Source organism: Pseudomonas sp. NPDC088890 (assembly GCF_044900155.1).
Lineage (GTDB): Bacteria > Pseudomonadota > Gammaproteobacteria > Pseudomonadales > Pseudomonadaceae > Aquipseudomonas > Aquipseudomonas urmiensis.
The window spans coordinates 1-17,610 of sequence record NZ_JBJDNG010000016.1 but is presented as its reverse complement, the minus strand read 5'-3'; the positions used below and the strand labels follow the sequence as shown (position 1 = coordinate 17,610).

Sequence of the window (17,610 nt, the reverse complement as noted above, 5' to 3'; positions counted from 1 at the left end):
AGCGGGGCTGTTCGGGGTGCTGAAGCAGGACCGCAGGGCTATCAGTGAAGCGGACTGGCCGTGTGACGCCGGGTGCGGGTAGCGGGCGGGACGGCAGGGCTGGGTAAGCGTGACCGGAGTATAGCTATCGGGTCACGGTCCAGACCAGTACCTTGCTGGCACAATTGTCCTCTGTTTCGAGGATTTCCAAGCGATAGCGGCCGATTTTCAGGCACACAGCGCTGGCTGGAATGCTCTCCAGCGCTTCGGTGACCAGGCCATTGAGGGTCTTCGGCCCGCCATCGCAGGGCAGGTGCCAGCCCAGGCTGCGGTTGAGTTCACGCAGCGAAGCGGTGCCTTCGATGACGAAACGGCCATCGGCCTGGGGGTGGATGTGCGGGTTGTCCAGGCTCTGCTCGTCTTCGAATTCGCCGACGATCTCCTCGAGGATGTCTTCCAGGGTAACGATGCCCAGCACCTCGCCGTATTCATCAACCACTACGCCCAGGCGCCGTTGCTGCTTGTGAAAGTTCAGCAATTGCAGTTGCAGCGGGGTGCTTTCGGGGACGAAGTAGGGCTCGTAGCAGGCGCCGTGGAGGGCTTCGTGGGTCAGTTCGCCACGCGGCAACAAGTGGCTGATCAGCTTGGTATTGAGGATCGCTTCAACCTGGTTGATGTCGTTGTGGTACACCGGCAGGCGGGTATGCCGGCTGACGATCAGTTGCTCGATGATCTGTTCGATGGGGTCGTCCAGGTTGATGCCATCGACTTCGTTGCGCGGCACCAGGATGTCGTTGACGGTGATCTTGTCCAGCGCTTGCAGGCCATCGAGCAGGCCATGGCGGGGCGTCTCGTGCAGCGGGTCATCGTCCTCATGCTGTTCCTGCTCATGCAGGGCAACCGCTGTGGGCTGCGGGCGGAAAGGGCGCAGGATCAGCTTGGCCATGCCGTCGAGCAGGCAGGCAAAGGGCTGTAGCAGGGCCAGCGGCAGTCTGAGCAGGCTGGCGCCGAGGCTGACGAAGGCCTGTGGGTTGCGCCGGGCCAGGCGCCGCGGCAGATACTCAGCCAGTACCAGCAGCGCCAGGCTGGCGGCCAGGCCGCCGAGCCAGAAGCCATGTTCGCCGCTATGGCGTTGACCAATCAGGCAAGCCAGGCCGAGCACCAGCAGCTTGCCCAGGCTGGCGCCGAACACCAGTGCCTGGGCGGGTAGGTTGGGTTCGCCGGTTTCTGCACCGCGGGCCTGGCCATTGAGTAACTGGCGGGCTGCATCGACCGCGGTAAACAACGCCGCCCACAGCAGCGCCAGGGCCAAAGTACCAAGCAGCGGGGCGAACGGCAGGCTATCCATAGGTGACCGTCAGATGTGCAGGATGAATTCGCGTACCAGCTTGCTGCCGAAGTAGGCCAGCATCAACAGGCAGAAACCGGCCAGGGTCCAGCGAATCGCCTTGTGTCCACGCCAGCCCAGGCGGGTGCGGCCCCACAGCAAGACGCTGAACACGATCCAGGCGACGCAGGCGAGCAGGGTCTTGTGCACCAGGTGCTGGGCGAACAGGTTGTCGAGGAACAGCCAGCCGGAGATCAGCGACAGCGATAGCAACGCCCAGCCGGCCCAGAGGAAACCAAACAGCAGGCTTTCCATGGTTTGCAGCGGCGGGAAGTTGCGGATCAGCCCGGACGGGTGCTTGTGCTTGAGCTGGTGGTCCTGCAGTAGCAGCAGCAGGGCTTGGAACACCGCGATGGTGAACAGCCCGTAGGCCAGGATCGACAGCAGGATATGCGCGAGGATCCCAGGTTCTTCATTGATCAGCGGCACCGTCCCGGGTGGCGCGAACTGGGCCAGCAGGGCGGTTATAGCGCCGAGCGGGAACAGCAACACCAGTAGGTTTTCCACGGGTATGCGCAGGCAGGCCAGCAGCGTCAGGCCTATGACCGCCACGGCGATCAGGCTGGAGGCGCTGAAGAAGTCCAGGCTCAGGCCCAGCGGCGTGAGCAGTTGGAAGAACAGCGCGCCGCCTTGGGCGATCACGGCGATGGCGCCGAGCAGGCCGAGCAGCCGCTTATCGGCGCGGGTGCCTTGGGCCAGGCGACTGCCGTGATAGAGCGCGGCGGCGATGTACAGGCCGGCGGCGATCAGGTTAGGGATAAGACTGGGTGAAGAGAGCATAAGTCCTGGTAGGCAAGCCCTGAAAGAGAGGGAGTTTGGCATAGAACGCCGCTGCCAAGGAAGTCTGCGGGCAGGCTGGGGCATTGATATCGGTCATGCTGAGCTGTTCGCAACTGAGCCCGCTCCGTCAAGGACCAAGTTGCAGGCCCATTTTGCACATGGCAGGCACATCCATCCGAGCATAGTGTGCGCCGCGAGCAGTCTTGGTTATAATCGTCGGCTTGCTGTTCCCTGTGCGTGTTTGATTTGCGCCTGGGCGCCTGACAAACCTCGGCTTTGCCAAGCCTGAAAGGATCACCATGTTCGAAAACCTGACCGACCGCCTGTCACAGACGCTGCGCCATGTCACCGGCAAGGCCAAGCTGACTGAAGACAACATCAAGGACACGTTGCGCGAAGTGCGCATGGCGCTGCTGGAAGCCGACGTCGCCCTGCCGGTGGTCAAGGATTTCGTCAACAGTATCAAAGAGCGTGCGGTCGGCACCGAAGTGTCGCGCAGCCTGACCCCAGGCCAGGCGTTCGTGAAAATCGTCCAGGCCGAGCTGGAAAGCCTGATGGGCGCGGCCAACGAAGACCTCGCGCTGAACTCGGCCCCGCCTGCGGTAGTGCTGATGGCCGGTCTGCAGGGTGCGGGTAAGACCACCACTGCCGGCAAGCTGGCGCGCTTCCTTAAAGAACGCAAGAAAAAGAGCGTCATGGTGGTCTCGGCTGACGTCTACCGTCCGGCGGCGATCAAGCAGCTGGAAACCCTGGCCAACGACATCGGCGTGACCTTCTTCCCGTCCGATATCAGCCAGAAGCCTGTAGCCATCGCTGAAGCGGCGATCCGCGAAGCCAAGCTCAAGTTCATTGACGTGGTCATCGTCGACACCGCCGGGCGTCTGCACATCGACGCCGACATGATGGACGAGATCAAGGACCTGCACGCTGCGGTCAAGCCGATCGAGACCCTGTTCGTGGTCGATGCCATGACCGGTCAGGACGCCGCTAACACCGCCAAGGCCTTTGGTGACGCCCTGCCGCTGACTGGCGTGGTGTTGACCAAGGTCGACGGTGACGCCCGTGGCGGTGCTGCGCTGTCGGTGCGCGCCATCACCGGCAAGCCGATCAAGTTCATCGGCATGGGCGAGAAGAGCGAAGCGCTCGAGCCGTTCCACCCAGACCGGATCGCCTCGCGCATCCTTGGCATGGGTGACGTGCTTAGCCTGATCGAGCAGGCCGAGCAGAATATCGACAAGGCCAAGGCCGACAAGCTGGCCAAGAAGCTCAAGAAGGGCAAGGGCTTCGATCTCGAGGACTTCCGCGACCAGCTGCAGCAAATGAAGAACATGGGCGGCCTGGGCGGCTTGATGGACAAGCTGCCGAGCATCGGTGGGGTCAACCTGTCGCAGATGGGCAACGCCCAGGGCGCGGCCGAGAAGCAGTTCAAGCAAATGGAGGCGATCATCAACTCCATGACGCCGGCCGAGCGCCGCGATCCGGACCTGCTCAGCGGTTCGCGCAAGCGTCGTATCGCTTTGGGCTCCGGCACTCAGGTGCAGGACGTCGGCCGGCTGATCAAACAGCACAAACAGATGCAGAAGATGATGAAGAAGTTTTCTACCAAGGGCGGCATGGCCAAGATGATGCGCGGCCTTGGCGGCATGATGCCTGGCGGCGGCATGCCCAAGCTGTAACCCTGAATTTGGTCGCCAGCCTAGCTGCTGGTGACCGAGCCCCGCCTCGGCGGGTACACCGCTGCCTTATATAAAGGCAGCTTAGATCGCGAATCGACAGGCTGGCCTTTTTTCTCAACGTAAAAAGGCATTTGCAAAAGTCCGGATATTCCTTGAGAATGTGCGGCCTTTCGGGCACCCGTGTGCCCGCTGTGCATTATGATTTGCAGCACCGACTACAGGAACGATGTTCAATGCTTACCATTCGTCTTGCCCGTGGCGGCTCCAAAAAGCGCCCGTTCTACCAACTGACCGTAACCGACTCGCGTAACCCGCGTGACGGCTCCCACATCGAACAGGTTGGCTTCTTCAACCCAATCGCTCGTGGTCAGGAAGTTCGTCTGTCCGTTAAACAAGACCGCGTTGCTCACTGGCTGAGCATCGGCGCACAGCCGTCTGAGCGCGTTGCTCAGCTGCTGAAGGAAGCTGCCAAGGCTGCTGCCTGAACAGTATGAACGCGACGCCAGAAAATGCTGATGACCTGATCGTTGTTGGCAAGATTTTTTCGGTTCACGGCGTTCGCGGCGAGGTGAAGGTCTATTCCTTTACCGATCCGATTGAAAACCTGTTGGATTACCGTAACTGGACGCTTCGGCGCGAAGGGTCGGTCAAGCAGGTCGAGCTGGTCAGTGGCCGTTCCAATAAAAAGGAGCTGGTCGCCAAGCTCAAAGGGCTCGACGATCGTGATGAAGCACGTCTTCTGAGCGGTTACGAGATTTGCATCTCGCGTAGCCTTTTGCCCAACCTGACTGAGGACGAGTACTACTGGTACCAGTTGCAAGGTCTGAAAGTCATCAACCAGGACGAACAGCTGTTCGGCAAGGTTGATCACCTGTTGGAGACCGGCGCGAACGATGTAATGGTGGTCAAGCCTTGCGCAGGCAGCCTGGATGATCGCGAGCGTTTGTTGCCCTATACGGCGCAATGCGTGCTGGCAGTCGACCTGGAAGCAGGCGTGATGCGAGTCGAATGGGACGCGGATTTCTAACTGATGGGTAACCTTCGCGTAGAAGTCATCACGTTGTTCCCCGAGATGTTTTCGGCCATTACTGAGTACGGCATTACCAGCCGCGCGGTGAAGCAGGGCTTGTTGCAAGTCACCTGCTGGAATCCGCGGGACTACACCACTGATCGCCACCATACAGTGGATGATCGGCCGTTTGGCGGTGGTCCGGGCATGGTGATGAAGATCAAGCCTCTGGAAGATGCCTTGGCTAGCGCCAGGCAAGCGACTGGAGCAGCGGCGAAGGTGATCTACCTCTCGCCACAGGGCCGCAAGCTGGATCAGCAGGCGGTTCAAGGCCTGGCCGAACAGGAATCTCTGATCCTGATCGCCGGTCGTTATGAAGGCATTGACGAGCGTTTTATTGAAGCTCATGTCGATGAAGAGTGGTCGATTGGCGACTATGTACTTTCCGGTGGCGAGCTGCCGGCCATGGTCCTGATCGATGCGGTTACGCGGCTGCTGCCCGGAGCTTTAGGGCATGTAGGCTCGGCGGAGGAAGACTCCTTCACCGATGGCTTGCTGGATTGCCCGCACTACACCCGACCTGAGGTGTATGCGGATCAGCGTGTACCCGACGTGTTGCTAAGTGGCAACCATGCACATATCCGGCGTTGGCGGATGAAGCAGTCCCTTGGTAGGACCTTCGAACGACGCGCCGATCTTCTGGAAAGTCGCTCACTTTCTGGAGAAGAGAAGAAGCTGCTCGAGGAATACCTCCGCGAGCGGAACGATAGTTAACGTATCGATGGTGGATCACGTTTTCCACCTTAGGAGCACAGCATGACTAACAAAATCATCCAGCAGCTCGAAGCAGAGCAGATGAGCAAGGAAATCCCGACCTTCGCACCAGGCGACACCGTTGTCGTCCAGGTTAAAGTGAAGGAAGGTGATCGTTCCCGTCTGCAGGCGTTCGAAGGCGTTGTTATCGCCAAGCGTAACCGTGGTCTGAACAGCGCCTTCACTGTGCGCAAGATCTCCAGCGGCGTTGGCGTTGAGCGTACCTTCCAGACCTACAGCCCGCAAATCGACAGCCTGGCCGTGAAACGTCGTGGTGACGTGCGTAAAGCCAAGCTGTACTACCTGCGCGACCTGTCCGGCAAAGCCGCTCGCATCAAAGAAAAACTGTCCTGAGTGCAGTTTGACTGGTGGCTGCGGCCACCATGCGAGAAAAAAGCAGCCTTCGGGCTGCTTTTTTGCTTTCTGAAACCCTGCCATTGCGATGTGAAGTAATCATGACCAGCACCCGAGACCAGGAAATTCAGCGCCGCACCGAGCTGTCGGTGACCCGCGTGACCAAGGCGGTGTTTCCTAACACCACCAACCATCACAACACCTTGTTCGGCGGTACCGCGCTGGCCTGGATGGACGAAGTGTCGTTCATCGCCGCCACCCGCTTCTGCCGCCTGCCGCTGGTGACAGTGTCCACCGATCGCATCGACTTCAAGCACCCGATTCCGGCGGGCTCGATCGTTGAGTTGGTTGGCACGGTGGTCAAGGTGGGCAATACCAGCTTGCAGGTGCAGGTCGATGTGTTCGTCGAGAACATGTACCTGGATGGTCGTGAGCGGGCGATTCATGGCGTGTTCAGCTTTGTTGCCATCGATGAAGACAAGCGGCCAGTGCCGGTTTTGGCTGAGGCCTGATAAGTGTTGTTGTCTGTACTGGCACTACTACGTCAGTCTGGTCGGCCTGAGTCGCCTGCATCGCGGGGCAAGCCCGCTCCCACGCTGGAGTGTTTTCGCGGCGAACGTGGGAGCGGGCTTGCCCCGCGATAGGGCTAGTACAGACAACACATCACAGCCTGTGAAACACTGAACGCACTTCCCTATCCAGCGACTGCGCATGCCCGCCCTCGACCATCCTCTGATTGATCAATTCCTCGACGCCCTGTGGCTGGAAAAAGGCCTGTCCGATAACACCCGTGTGTCCTATCGCAGTGACTTGGCCCTGTTCAATGGCTGGCTGCAGGAGCACGGCGTAGCACTGCCGGACGCAGGCCGCGAGCTGATCCTCGATCACTTGGCCTGGCGCCTTGAGCAAGGTTATAAACCCCGCTCAACTGCACGGTTTATCTCCGGCCTACGTGGTTTCTTTCGTTATTTGTTGCGGGAAAAGCTGATCGCTCTAGACCCAACCCTACAAATCGACATGCCGCAATTGGGTAAGCCGTTGCCCAAATCGTTGTCGGAAGCCGACGTCGAGGCGTTACTGCAAGCCCCCGACCTGAGCGAGGCCATCGGCCAGCGTGATCGTGCCATGCTCGAAGTGCTCTACGCCTGTGGCCTGCGGGTGACCGAGCTGGTCAGCCTGACCCTCGATCAAGTCAACCTGCGCCAGGGCGTATTGCGGGTCATGGGCAAGGGTAGCAAGGAGCGTCTGGTACCCATGGGCGAGGAGGCCGTGCTGTGGTTGGAGCGTTACTTGCGCCAGGCCCGCGCCGAGTTGCTCAAAGAGCGCCCCAGCGATGTCCTGTTCCCCAGTCAGCGTGGCGAGCAGATGACCCGCCAGACCTTCTGGCACCGGATCAAGCACCAGGCCCAGGTCGCTGGCATCGACAAGTCATTGTCGCCGCATACCTTGCGCCACGCCTTCGCCACCCATCTGCTCAACCACGGCGCCGACCTGCGCGTCGTGCAGATGTTGCTCGGCCACAGCGACCTCTCCACCACGCAGATCTACACCCATGTGGCCAAGGCTCGGCTGCAGCAACTGCACGCACAACACCATCCGCGAGGATGAATGATTTTCATGTTCCGCCGACCGGCACGTGAGGACTCATCTAGCCGCAGCTTGATGTGGTAGGCTTGAGCGGTTTGCACCAAGGGCCGCCCGGTTGCCGCGATTTTTCCCGCAGGCGACGTCCTGCGGCCCCGTCCGTCTTCAGGAGTACCCCATGCGCGTGACCCAGATTTTCGCCGCCGCCGCTTTGGCGCTGGCCAGCACCTTCGCCGCTGCCGCAGCCACCGATGCCAACGCCGGTGCCGAGCAGGCGATCCGCAAGACCTTGCAAACCCTCGAGTTGGAAGTGCCGGTCGAAAGCGTCGCCAGCAGCCCACTCAATGGCCTGTATGAAGTCAAGCTGCAGGGCGGTCGGGTGCTGTACGCCAGCGCTGACGGCCAATTCGTGATGCAGGGCTACCTGTTCCAGATCCAGGACGGCAAGCCGGTCAACCTGACTGAAAAAACTGAGCGTCAGGGCATCGCCAAGCTCATCAACGGCATTCCAGCGGGCGAGATGGTGGTTTATCCTGCCAAGGGCGAAACCAAGTCGCACATCACCGTGTTCACCGACACCACCTGCCCGTATTGCCACAAGCTGCACGCCGAAGTGCCGGAGCTCAACCGTCGCGGTATCGAAGTGCGCTACGTCGCTTTCCCGCGTCAGGGCCTGGGTTCGCCAGGTGACGAGCAATTGCAGGCAGTCTGGTGCTCCAGCGATCGTCGCGCGGCGATGGACAAGATGGTGGATGGCAAGGAAATCAAAGCCGCCAAGTGCGCCAACCCGGTCGGCAAGCAGTTCCATCTGGGCCAGTCGATCGGTGTCAATGGCACGCCGGCCATCGTCCTGGAAAGCGGCCAGGTGATTCCGGGCTATCAACCCGCTCCGCAAGTGGCCAAGCTCGCCTTGGCGCCAAGCAAGTAATCCAATTCAGTACGCCGTCGTCATGGGGTGACGGCATGTTTCACGGTCGGCACAGCGCCGGCCGTTCAATGGGGAGTTCACAGTGAAACCGGTCAAAGTAGGCATCTGTGGGTTGGGGACCGTCGGTGGCGGAACCTTCAATGTACTTCAGCGCAACGCCGAGGAGATTGCCCGCCGTGCCGGGCGCGGTATTGAAGTTGCACAGATCGCCATGCGCTCGCAGAACCCGAACTGCCAGATTACCGGTACCCCCATTACCGCTGATGTGTTCGAGGTCGCGAGCAACCCAGAGATTGATATCGTCATCGAGCTGATCGGTGGCTACACCATTGCCCGTGACCTGGTCCTGAAGGCCATCGAGAACGGCAAGCACGTGGTGACTGCGAACAAGGCGCTGATCGCCGTGCACGGCAACGAGATCTTTGCCAAGGCCCGCGAGAAGGGCGTCATCGTCGCCTTCGAAGCGGCTGTCGCTGGTGGCATCCCGGTGATCAAGGCGATCCGCGAAGGTCTTTCGGCCAACCGCATCAACTGGCTGGCCGGGATCATCAACGGCACTGGCAACTTCATCCTCACCGAGATGCGCGACAAGGGCCGTACCTTCCCTGACGTGCTCGCCGAAGCGCAGGCCTTGGGTTATGCCGAAGCCGACCCGACCTTCGATGTCGAAGGCATCGATGCGGCGCATAAGCTGACCATCCTGGCCTCGATTGCCTTTGGCATCCCGCTGCAGTTCGACAAGGCCTACACCGAGGGCATCACCCAGCTGACCACTGCCGATGTCAACTACGCCGAAGCGCTGGGCTACCGCATCAAGCACCTGGGCGTGGCGCGCAGCACCGATGCCGGTATCGAGCTGCGCGTGCATCCGACGCTGATCCCTAGCGACCGGTTGATTGCCAACGTCAACGGCGTGATGAACGCGGTGATGGTCAATGGCGATGCCGCCGGTTCCACCCTGTACTACGGCGCTGGCGCCGGGATGGAGCCGACGGCCTCGTCGGTCGTCGCCGACCTGGTCGATGTGGTCCGAGCGATGACCTCCGATCCGGAAAACCGCGTACCGCACCTGGCCTTCCAGCCGGACGCGTTGTCGGCTCACCCGATTCTGCCGATCGAGGCCTGCGAAAGCGCCTACTACCTGCGCATTCAGGCCAAGGATCATCCGGGCGTACTGGCCCAGGTGGCTAGCATCCTGTCGGAGCGCGGCATCAACATCGAGTCGATCATGCAGAAGGAAGCCGAAGAGCAGGACGGTCTGGTGCCGATGATCCTGGTCACTCACCGTGTGGTCGAAAAACGCATCAACGACGCCATCCTCGCCCTGGAATCGCTGCAGGATGTGATCGGCAAGGTCGTGCGTATCCGCGTCGAACAGCTCAACTAATTTCGCCTGCGGGCCGCCTGCGCGGCCCGGGCCCCAGCATTGAAGGTTTGCCCCTATGCGCTATATCAGTACTCGCGGCCAAGCCCCGGCCCTGAACTTCGAAGACGTCCTGCTCGCAGGCCTTGCCAGCGATGGCGGCCTGTATGTGCCGGAGAACCTGCCACGCTTCACCCAGGAAGAAATCGCCTCGTGGGCTGGCCTGCCGTACCACGAGCTGGCTTTCCGCGTCATGCGCCCGTTCGTTGCCGGCAGCATCGCCGATGCTGACTTCAAGAAGATCCTCGAAGAAACCTACGGCGCGTTCTCCCATGCCGCTGTGGCACCGCTGCGCCAGCTCAACAGCAACGAGTGGGTCATGGAGCTGTTCCACGGCCCGACCCTGGCGTTCAAGGACTTCGCCCTGCAACTGCTCGGTCGCCTGCTCGATCACGTACTGGCCAAGCGCGGCGAGCGTGTGGTGATCGTCGGCGCCACCAGTGGTGACACCGGTTCTGCGGCCATTGAAGGCTGCCGTCGTTGCGACAACGTCGATATCTTCATCCTGCATCCGCATCAGCGCGTGTCGGAAGTGCAGCGCCGGCAGATGACCACCATCTTCGGTGACAACATCCACAACATCGCTATCGAAGGCAACTTCGACGACTGCCAAGAAATGGTCAAGGCCAGCTTCGCCGACCAGTCGTTCCTCAAAGGCACGCGCCTGGTCGCCGTCAACTCGATCAACTGGGCGCGGATCATGGCCCAGATCGTCTATTACTTCCACGCAGCCTTGCAGCTGGGCGGCCCGGCGCGTTCGGTGGCGTTCTCGGTTCCGACCGGCAACTTCGGCGACATCTTCGCCGGTTACCTGGCGCGCAACATGGGCCTGCCGATCAGCCAGCTGGTCGTAGCGACCAACCGCAACGACATCCTGCACCGCTTCATGAGCGGCAACCAGTACGTCAAAGAGACTTTGCACGCGACCTTGTCGCCGTCGATGGACATCATGGTCTCGTCCAACTTCGAACGCCTGCTGTTCGATCTGCACGGTCGCAACGGCGCGGCGATTGCCGAGCTGATGGCCAACTTCAAGCAAGGTGGCGGTTTCAGCGTCGATGAAGATCGCTGGGTCGAAGCGCGCAAGTTGTTCGACTCGCTGGCCGTCAGCGACGAGCAAACCTGCGAGACCATCGCCGAAGTCTTCGCCAGCACTGGCGAAGTGCTCGATCCGCACACAGCGATTGGCGTCAAGGCCGCTCGTGAGTGCCGCCGTAGCCTGGACACGCCGATGGTAGTGCTGGGTACTGCGCATCCGGTCAAGTTCCCGGAAGCGGTGGAGAAGGCCGGCGTTGGCAAGGCGCTGGAGCTGCCGGCACACCTGAGCGATCTGTTCAGCCGCGAAGAGCGCTGCACGGTGCTGGCCAATGACCTGAAGGCCGTGCAGGCGTTCGTCAGCCAGCACGGTAATCGCGGTAAGCCGCTGTAAGCGATCTGCGTGCGTGTGAAGAGCCCGTCCTGTGACGGGCTCTCTTGTTTTTGAGGAAGAGTTACCCCCAACTTTAAGTAATTTCCTATTTCACCCATTCAGGGTGTTTCCTAGAGTTGCCGACTCCTCAATCCGGGCGTGTGGCGCCCAGGAGCGCTTCATGAATCGGCTCACAGTCCTGATCTACCAGGAACGTCCTTCCCAGCAAATTACCCTGCATCAGGCGTGCAATGCCCAGGGCGTGTTCAATGTTCGGCTGGCCGACGACCTGCCGGCTGCCAAGGCCTGCTTGGCGAGCGAACCGTTGTTCGACCTGCTGATACTCGACCATGCCATGTCCGAGACGGCTGGCAAACGCTTACTCAATCATCTGTGTAGTGTGCACGGGGTAAGGGCGCTCTTGTTTGTCGGCGAACCCTGCGCAAGCCGGGCGGATCTTGCCCGCGAAGCCCGTCAACGCGGTTTGTGGGTGCTGGCTGAGCTCCCTTGGCCAGTCACGATGCCTGGGCTTGAGCAGGCGCTAAAGCGCCTGTGTGGGCGCGCCCCGGTTGCCGCCTGGGAAGGTTTTCAAAGTGTCATGTTGCACGCGCATGCTCAGTGAAACAGGCCTATTGCTGCGAACTTTGCGCAGCGTCCGAGGGTCAGTAGCGATATGTCCCAAAACAAAGCGAGTACGCCGGATGGAAAGAATCTGCAGACTGCTCAATGATGCCCTGACTCCCTACACGGCCCACCTCGGCGTAGTTGACGCCAATGCAAACCGACAATTGACCGTGCATGACAGCCACGGCAGCGTGACCTTGCAACGCATGGTCAGCCAGCGACAACTGCAGGAGCAAAGCCTGCTGATCGATCTGGTAGATGGTTTGCACCGCGACCTGCAGATCGCCGAAGGACGCCTGCAGCCGTGCGTCATTGCAGCGCTGCAGCATCAGCAACATATTCATGGAACCTTCGCCTGAGCGATCCGTCAGACACTGTAATGGCAGCCCAGCGGCGCTTTGCTCCGGTGTCGTCAGGTTGTCACGGGAAGTTCGCGAGGACTTTCGATTAGCCCCGGTCGTGTTCCCCAGCGACCGGGGTTTCTTTTTGCCGTTATCAAGGCTGCGGCGTGGCGTTTGGCAGGGTTTGCTCGGTGAGCTGGCGAGCCTGCTGCAAATAACCCTCACGCAATTGCGGGTCGAGCCAATGGGCATAGAGCTGGGGCAGGGTGTCGCGGCGCAGTGCTGGGAGCAGTTGGTCGATATGAGCTATCGCTTCACGCCCCAGCGGTGTGTCGGAACAAGCGACATGCAGGAACTGATAGGGGTTTACCCCCTGGATCGGATAGAACAGATAATCGTCCAGCCTGCCACCTTGCTGTTGAATCAGATAGCGAACTTCGGGCCAATAGCCCAGGACCAATTGCAAACGCCCTAGTTGCTGCATCTGCAACAAGCTCGCCGTGGCGTCGTTGCCGTAATGGCGGCTGAAGGCGCTATCGGGCAACTGGCGCAGAATGTCATCGACCTGTGCGCTGTAGCTGCGCTCGGCGACGATACCCAGCTTGAGCCGGGTTTCTGCCAGCAACTGCTTGAGATCGACTTGCTGTGCATCGAGGAAAGGTTCGATCCCGGGCTGGTCTTGCTTGCGCACCACCACGCCGCTGCTCAACACGCCCAATGTGGGCTTGGAAAACAGCGCATATTTGGCCCGTTCTGGCGTCCATAACAGCGTGGGATCGCAGGTAAAGCTGGGTTCTTGAAGCATCTGGATGCCGCGGGCGCGATTGACCCGCACGATGCTGTGGTCGTATTCGGGCATCTGCTCGATCAACATAGGCAGCATGCGGTCGATCACCCCCTGGCCTTTCTCTGGGCCTTCGAAGATGGTGAACGGCGGCAAGTCGCGCACCAGCCAGAGCAGGCGCTCCTTGGCCTCAGCGATGACAGGCAGCAGAGCGCAGAGCAGGATCAGGGGACGAAGCAGACGGCTGGCGCGCATGGGCATGGAGAGCGGCGCGGGGTCAGACCGCACCGGCCTCACGCAAGCGGGCGATCGCCGCAGCGTCGTAGCCAAGGCGAGTCAGCAGCGGTTCAGTGTGTTCCCCAAGGGCCGGGCCTACCCATTCAGTGGATCCTGGGGTATCGGAGAGTTTGGGCACTATGCCAGGCATCTTGAAGGGTTTGCCGTCCGGCAGTCGACCTTGCAGGAACATCTCCCGGGCGAGAAATTGCGGGTCGCTGAACATGTCTTCGGCGGAATAAATGCGGCTCGCAGGCACCTGGGCGTCGTTGAGGGTCTGCATCACCTGGTCCAGCGCCAGGCCATTGACCCAACGATCGATCACCCCATACAGCTCGTCCCGGCGCAGGTCGCGGCCATCGTTGCTGGCGAGGCTGGGGTCATTGGCCAGGTCGTCGCGGCCGATGGCCTGCATCAAACGCTTGAAGATGGCATCGCCGTTGGCGCCGATCTGCACATGCTTACCGTCGGCGCTAGTGTGGATACAGGAAGGCGTAATCCCCGGCATGATGTTGCCGGTGCGCTCGCGAATGAAGCCGAACACGTCGAACTCCGGGACCATGCTCTCCATCATGGCGAAAATGGCTTCATACAGGGCGACGTCTACTACCTGACCCTCACCGCCGTTCACCTCCCGGTGACGCAAGGCCATCAAGGCGCCGATCACCCCCCACAAAGCGGCAATCGAGTCGCCGATGGAAATCCCGGTGCGCACCGGCGGGCGGTCCTCGAAGCCCGTGATATAGCGCAGCCCGCCCATCGATTCACCTACCGCGCCAAAGCCTGGCTGGTCTTTCATCGGCCCGGTCTGGCCGAAGCCCGACAGGCGCACCATGACCAAGCGCGGATTGAGCGCATGCAACACGTCCCAACCCAAACCGAGCTTTTCCAGCACCCCCGGGCGGAAGTTCTCGATCAGGATGTCCGCTTCGGCCAGCAGGCGCTTGAGAATCTCGCGCCCTTGCTCATGCTTGAGATTGAGGGTCAGCGACTGCTTGTTGCGCGCCTGCACGAACCACCACAGCGAGGTGCCCTCGTAAAGCTTGCGCCACTTACGCAGCGGGTCGCCGCCGTCGGGGGACTCGACCTTGATCACCTCGGCGCCGAACTCGGCGCAGATGCGCGAAGCGAACGGGCCTGCGATCAAGGTGCCTAGCTCGATGACTTTGAGACCTGCGAGGGGTTTGCTGGGCGTGGGCATGGGGCATCCGTGGCAACAGGGCAGAGCGGTGGTTTTATCATAGGTCGCCAGCGGCAGATACTGCTGCGACGCAAGCAAGCCTGGATCAGTTAGACTGTGCGACTTTTCTCTTGCAAGAAGCCCGCTGCCCATGGCCCAGCCGTCCACCACCTACAAATTCGAACTGAACCTGACCGACCTCGATCGCGGCGTGTACGAAAACGTCAAGCAGACCATCGCCCGTCACCCTTCGGAAACCGAGGAACGCATGGCCGTTCGTCTGTTGGCCTACGCGCTGTGGTACAACGAGAACCTGTCGTTTGGCCGCGGATTGTCGGACGTTGATGAGCCTGCCCTATGGGAAAAGAGCCTCGACGACCGCGTGCTGCACTGGATCGAAGTCGGCCAGCCTGATGCTGACCGCTTGACCTGGTGCTCGCGCCGGACCGAGCGCACCAGCCTGTTGGCCTATGGCAGCCTGCGGGTCTGGGAGACCAAGGTGGTCGGCGCGGTCAAGAATCTGAAGAACCTGCACATCGCTGCGGTACCGCAAGAGGTGCTGGAGGTCCTGGCCAAGGACATGCCGCGCAGCATCAAGTGGGACGTGATGATCAGTGAAGGCACGGTGTTCGTCACTGACGACCGTGGCCAGCACGAAGTGCAGCTGCAGTGGCTGCTCGGCGAGCGCGGCTGATTTCAACCCTTATTGACTGCTGAAGGCCCCATGCGTATCGAACCTCGCCCCCTGCCGCCGACCCTGCCATTTCTTGGCAGCCTGCCCCCTTTGCTGACCCGCCTGTACGCTGCCCGTGGCGTGCAGTCCGAGGCCGAGCTGGACAAGAGCCTGGCGCGCTTGTTGCCGTTTGCTCAGCTCAAGGGCATCGACGCGGCGGTGGATCTGCTGGTCGAGGCGCTGGATCAGCGTCAGCGCATCCTGATCGTCGGCGACTTCGACGCCGACGGTGCTACGGCCAGTACCGTCGGCGTACTGGGCTTGCGTCTGCTGGGCGCAGCGCATGTCGACTACCTGGTACCCAATCGCTTCGAGTATGGCTATGGCCTGACCCCGGAAATTGTCGAGGTGGCGCTGCAGCGTCAGCCGCACCTGCTGGTAACCGTGGATAATGGCATTTCCAGTGTGGAGGGCGTGGCGGCAGCCAAGGCAGCCGGGCTCAAGGTGCTGGTCACAGACCACCACTTGCCAGGTCCGCAACTGCCGGATGCTGATGCCATCGTCAACCCGAACCAGCCGGGCTGCGCCTTCCCCAGCAAGGCGCTGGCCGGGGTGGGGGTGATTTTCTACGTGCTGATGGCCCTGCGTGCGCGCCTGCGTAGCCTTGGCCGCTACGACAGCCAGCCGCAGCCGAATATTGGCGAGCTGCTCGATCTGGTCGCCTTGGGTAGCGTGGCTGACGTGGTGCCGCTGGATGCCAACAACCGCATCCTGGTCCATCAAGGCCTGGAGCGCATTCGGGCTGGGCGCGCGCGGGCGGGGCTCAAGGCCATTCTTGAGGTGGCTCGACGGGATCATCAGCGCATCACCTCCACTGACCTGGGCTTCATCCTCGGCCCGCGGTTGAATGCTGCTGGGCGTCTGGATGACATGAGCCTGGGCATCGAATGCCTGCTCTGCGAAGACCCGGCGTTGGCGCGTGATATGGCCGAACAGCTCGATGGCCTGAACCAGGATCGCAAGTCCATCGAGCAGGGCATGCAGCGTGAGGCGCTGGCTCAGCTCAAGGATTTGCCGGTTGAGTCCCTGCCCTATGGCTTGTGCTTGTTCGATGCCGATTGGCATCAGGGGGTGATCGGTATTCTCGCTTCGCGCCTGAAAGAGCGTTATCACCGGCCGACCATTGCCTTCGCCGATGCGGGCGAGGGCATGCTCAAGGGCTCGGCGCGATCGGTGCCGGGTTTTCACATTCGTGATGCGTTGGATGCGGTGGCGGCGCGGCATCCGCAATTGATCAGCAAGTTTGGCGGGCATGCCATGGCGGCGGGTTTGTCGCTGCCAGCGGAGAACTTTCCGGCGTTCGCCGAGGCGTTCGATCAAGAGACGCGCCGGCAGTTGAGCGAGGATGATCTGACTGGACGGTTGTTGTCCGATGGCACCTTGGCGGTCGAGGAGTTTCACCTTGATCTGGCGCGGGCGCTACGCAATGCCGGACCTTGGGGGCAGCACTTTCCTGAGCCGTTGTTCCATGGGGTGTTCCAGTTGGTCGAGCAGCGGGTGGTGGGGGAGCGGCATTTGAAGGTTGTGCTTAAGAGCGAGTGTGGGGCGGTCAGGTTGGATGGGATCGCGTTTGGGATTGATCGGGAGGTTTGGCCGAATCCTACCGTGCGCTGGGTGGAGTTGGCTTATAAGCTGGATGTGAATGAGTTTCGCGGGAATGAGAGTGTGCAGTTGATGATTGCGCACATTGAGGCTCGCTGATTGCTGATTGCTGATTTGCTCGGTGTTGGTTTGTGGGATTGGGTGCATATCCATGAGCGATGGTGACATTTAGGCACCTTTCCGCCCTTACGGCGGGTCACTTTTTGGCAAACGCCCGGTGTGCCGGCCCAGCCAAAAGTAACCAAAAAGGTCTGCGCTCCACCATCAGTCCCGCCCGTGGCGGGATCCCTTCGCGCCGGCGCCTTCCGGGCCCGCGCGGCCTACGATTTGCTGCGCAAATCTACATCTCGCGCCTTCGGCTGCGCCGAAGGGTGCTAGCGCACCTGGCCCTCCAGGCACCTCTGCTCAGCCTCCTGAAGTCGCGAATCTGCGGCGCCTGAATCTGCGCGCATGAAGATCAAGAGCAGGCGAATCGCTGCGCTCTCGCAGAAGCCAAAGCCAATGCCAGGTTTGAAATTTTCTTTTGTGTTGTTTGTTCCGGCCTCTTCGCGGGTAAGCCCGCTCCCACAGGCTCTCCGCCAGCCGCAGGAACGGCGCGGTACCTGTGGGAGCGGGCTTGCCCGCGAAGAGGCCGGACTATCCACCACATCTGCCACTATCGCCAGATAACGCCAGCCCAGTCGCCGCCACTAACTTCGCGACTTCAGGAGGCCGAGCGTAGGTGTCTGT

At 61.1% G+C, this 17,610-nt stretch carries 18 protein-coding genes; 14 read left to right on the top strand and 4 right to left on the bottom strand.

Annotation, left to right across the window (positions count from 1 at the left end; genetic code table 11):
• Positions 1-124: 124 nt before the first annotated feature.
• Both ACI2JX_RS23280 and ACI2JX_RS23275 read right to left on the bottom strand, forming a co-directional pair.
• A complete protein-coding gene (locus ACI2JX_RS23280; protein WP_264237051.1) occupies positions 125-1,327 on the bottom strand; it encodes a transporter associated domain-containing protein in 1,203 nt (400 codons plus the stop codon).
• 9 nt (positions 1,328-1,336) lie between these two features.
• The gene (locus tag ACI2JX_RS23275) at positions 1,337-2,146 is read right to left on the bottom strand and encodes an inner membrane protein YpjD (protein ID WP_186556372.1); all 810 of its coding nucleotides are present in this window, start codon (positions 2,144-2,146) and stop codon (positions 1,337-1,339) included.
• A gap of 299 nt (positions 2,147-2,445) precedes the next feature.
• Here ACI2JX_RS23275 and ffh point away from each other — a divergent pair, with 299 nt between their 5' ends.
• The 12 genes from ffh (at position 2,446) to ACI2JX_RS23215 (ending at position 12,324) form a co-directional block, all read left to right on the top strand.
• The gene (gene ffh, locus ACI2JX_RS23270) at positions 2,446-3,822 is read left to right on the top strand and encodes a signal recognition particle protein (RefSeq protein WP_186556371.1); all 1,377 of its coding nucleotides are present in this window, start codon (positions 2,446-2,448) and stop codon (positions 3,820-3,822) included.
• A 233-nt stretch (positions 3,823-4,055) separates the two neighbouring features.
• Positions 4,056-4,307, top strand: a complete 252-nt coding sequence (gene rpsP / locus ACI2JX_RS23265) for a 30S ribosomal protein S16 (protein ID WP_016501232.1) — start codon at positions 4,056-4,058, stop codon at positions 4,305-4,307.
• Between the two features lie 5 nt (positions 4,308-4,312).
• Positions 4,313-4,849, top strand: a complete 537-nt coding sequence (rimM, locus tag ACI2JX_RS23260; protein ID WP_264237054.1) for a ribosome maturation factor RimM — start codon at positions 4,313-4,315, stop codon at positions 4,847-4,849.
• Positions 4,850-4,852: 3 nt separating this feature from the next.
• On the top strand, positions 4,853-5,605 hold the full coding sequence (trmD, locus tag ACI2JX_RS23255) for a tRNA (guanosine(37)-N1)-methyltransferase TrmD (RefSeq protein ID WP_186556369.1): 753 nt from the start codon (positions 4,853-4,855) through the stop codon (positions 5,603-5,605).
• 42 nt (positions 5,606-5,647) lie between these two features.
• Complete coding sequence (gene rplS, locus ACI2JX_RS23250; RefSeq protein WP_011535315.1) at positions 5,648-5,998, top strand: 50S ribosomal protein L19; 351 nt, start codon at positions 5,648-5,650, stop codon at positions 5,996-5,998.
• 101 nt (positions 5,999-6,099) lie between these two features.
• Positions 6,100-6,510, top strand: a complete 411-nt coding sequence (locus tag ACI2JX_RS23245) for an acyl-CoA thioesterase (RefSeq protein ID WP_186556368.1) — start codon at positions 6,100-6,102, stop codon at positions 6,508-6,510.
• A 199-nt stretch (positions 6,511-6,709) separates the two neighbouring features.
• Entirely contained in the window at positions 6,710-7,606 is an 897-nt protein-coding gene (xerD, locus tag ACI2JX_RS23240; protein ID WP_368972194.1) for a site-specific tyrosine recombinase XerD, read from the top strand.
• A gap of 154 nt (positions 7,607-7,760) precedes the next feature.
• A complete protein-coding gene (locus ACI2JX_RS23235) occupies positions 7,761-8,510 on the top strand; it encodes a DsbC family protein (RefSeq protein WP_186556366.1) in 750 nt (249 codons plus the stop codon).
• 82 nt (positions 8,511-8,592) lie between these two features.
• Positions 8,593-9,897 carry a homoserine dehydrogenase gene (locus ACI2JX_RS23230; protein ID WP_312152214.1) on the top strand — a complete coding sequence of 435 codons (1,305 nt, stop codon included), beginning with the start codon at positions 8,593-8,595 and terminating at the stop codon, positions 9,895-9,897.
• A 55-nt stretch (positions 9,898-9,952) separates the two neighbouring features.
• The gene (gene thrC, locus ACI2JX_RS23225; RefSeq protein WP_264237060.1) at positions 9,953-11,362 is read left to right on the top strand and encodes a threonine synthase; all 1,410 of its coding nucleotides are present in this window, start codon (positions 9,953-9,955) and stop codon (positions 11,360-11,362) included.
• Between the two features lie 160 nt (positions 11,363-11,522).
• Positions 11,523-11,963, top strand: a complete 441-nt coding sequence (locus ACI2JX_RS23220; protein WP_264237061.1) for a histidine kinase — start codon at positions 11,523-11,525, stop codon at positions 11,961-11,963.
• 79 nt (positions 11,964-12,042) lie between these two features.
• Entirely contained in the window at positions 12,043-12,324 is a 282-nt protein-coding gene (locus tag ACI2JX_RS23215; RefSeq protein WP_404691072.1) for a DUF3509 domain-containing protein, read from the top strand.
• 136 nt (positions 12,325-12,460) lie between these two features.
• Here ACI2JX_RS23215 and ACI2JX_RS23210 read toward each other — a convergent pair whose 3' ends face one another.
• Both ACI2JX_RS23210 and ACI2JX_RS23205 read right to left on the bottom strand, forming a co-directional pair.
• On the bottom strand, positions 12,461-13,345 hold the full coding sequence (locus ACI2JX_RS23210; protein ID WP_404691101.1) for a TIGR02285 family protein: 885 nt from the start codon (positions 13,343-13,345) through the stop codon (positions 12,461-12,463).
• Between the two features lie 22 nt (positions 13,346-13,367).
• The gene (locus tag ACI2JX_RS23205) at positions 13,368-14,567 is read right to left on the bottom strand and encodes a CaiB/BaiF CoA transferase family protein (RefSeq protein ID WP_404691071.1); all 1,200 of its coding nucleotides are present in this window, start codon (positions 14,565-14,567) and stop codon (positions 13,368-13,370) included.
• Positions 14,568-14,697: 130 nt separating this feature from the next.
• On the opposite strand from ACI2JX_RS23205, the gene ACI2JX_RS23200 reads away from it, so the two are divergent.
• Positions 14,698-15,240 carry a YaeQ family protein gene (locus ACI2JX_RS23200; protein WP_264237063.1) on the top strand — a complete coding sequence of 181 codons (543 nt, stop codon included), beginning with the start codon at positions 14,698-14,700 and terminating at the stop codon, positions 15,238-15,240.
• Between the two features lie 30 nt (positions 15,241-15,270).
• Positions 15,271-16,980 (top strand): single-stranded-DNA-specific exonuclease RecJ, encoded by a 1,710-nt coding sequence (recJ, locus tag ACI2JX_RS23195; protein ID WP_404691070.1) that lies wholly within the window; start codon positions 15,271-15,273, stop codon positions 16,978-16,980.
• Positions 16,981-17,610 lie beyond the last annotated feature (630 nt).

Bases quoted from the DNA above. Each gene is read 5' to 3' on its own strand.
- ACI2JX_RS23280 (WP_264237051.1), bottom strand. From the start codon at position 1,327: ATGGATAGCCTGCCGTTCGCCCCGCTGCTTGGTACTTTGGCCCTGGCG.
- ACI2JX_RS23275 (WP_186556372.1), bottom strand. From the start codon at position 2,146: ATGCTCTCTTCACCCAGTCTTATCCCTAACCTGATCGCCGCCGGCCTG.
- ffh (WP_186556371.1), top strand. From the start codon at position 2,446: ATGTTCGAAAACCTGACCGACCGCCTGTCACAGACGCTGCGCCATGTC.
- rpsP (WP_016501232.1), top strand. From the start codon at position 4,056: ATGCTTACCATTCGTCTTGCCCGTGGCGGCTCCAAAAAGCGCCCGTTC.
- rimM (WP_264237054.1), top strand. From the start codon at position 4,313: ATGAACGCGACGCCAGAAAATGCTGATGACCTGATCGTTGTTGGCAAG.
- trmD (WP_186556369.1), top strand. From the start codon at position 4,853: ATGGGTAACCTTCGCGTAGAAGTCATCACGTTGTTCCCCGAGATGTTT.
- rplS (WP_011535315.1), top strand. From the start codon at position 5,648: ATGACTAACAAAATCATCCAGCAGCTCGAAGCAGAGCAGATGAGCAAG.
- ACI2JX_RS23245 (WP_186556368.1), top strand. From the start codon at position 6,100: ATGACCAGCACCCGAGACCAGGAAATTCAGCGCCGCACCGAGCTGTCG.
- xerD (WP_368972194.1), top strand. From the start codon at position 6,710: ATGCCCGCCCTCGACCATCCTCTGATTGATCAATTCCTCGACGCCCTG.
- ACI2JX_RS23235 (WP_186556366.1), top strand. From the start codon at position 7,761: ATGCGCGTGACCCAGATTTTCGCCGCCGCCGCTTTGGCGCTGGCCAGC.
- thrC (WP_264237060.1), top strand. From the start codon at position 9,953: ATGCGCTATATCAGTACTCGCGGCCAAGCCCCGGCCCTGAACTTCGAA.
- ACI2JX_RS23220 (WP_264237061.1), top strand. From the start codon at position 11,523: ATGAATCGGCTCACAGTCCTGATCTACCAGGAACGTCCTTCCCAGCAA.
- ACI2JX_RS23215 (WP_404691072.1), top strand. From the start codon at position 12,043: ATGGAAAGAATCTGCAGACTGCTCAATGATGCCCTGACTCCCTACACG.
- ACI2JX_RS23210 (WP_404691101.1), bottom strand. From the start codon at position 13,345: ATGCGCGCCAGCCGTCTGCTTCGTCCCCTGATCCTGCTCTGCGCTCTG.
- ACI2JX_RS23205 (WP_404691071.1), bottom strand. From the start codon at position 14,567: ATGCCCACGCCCAGCAAACCCCTCGCAGGTCTCAAAGTCATCGAGCTA.
- ACI2JX_RS23200 (WP_264237063.1), top strand. From the start codon at position 14,698: ATGGCCCAGCCGTCCACCACCTACAAATTCGAACTGAACCTGACCGAC.
- recJ (WP_404691070.1), top strand. From the start codon at position 15,271: ATGCGTATCGAACCTCGCCCCCTGCCGCCGACCCTGCCATTTCTTGGC.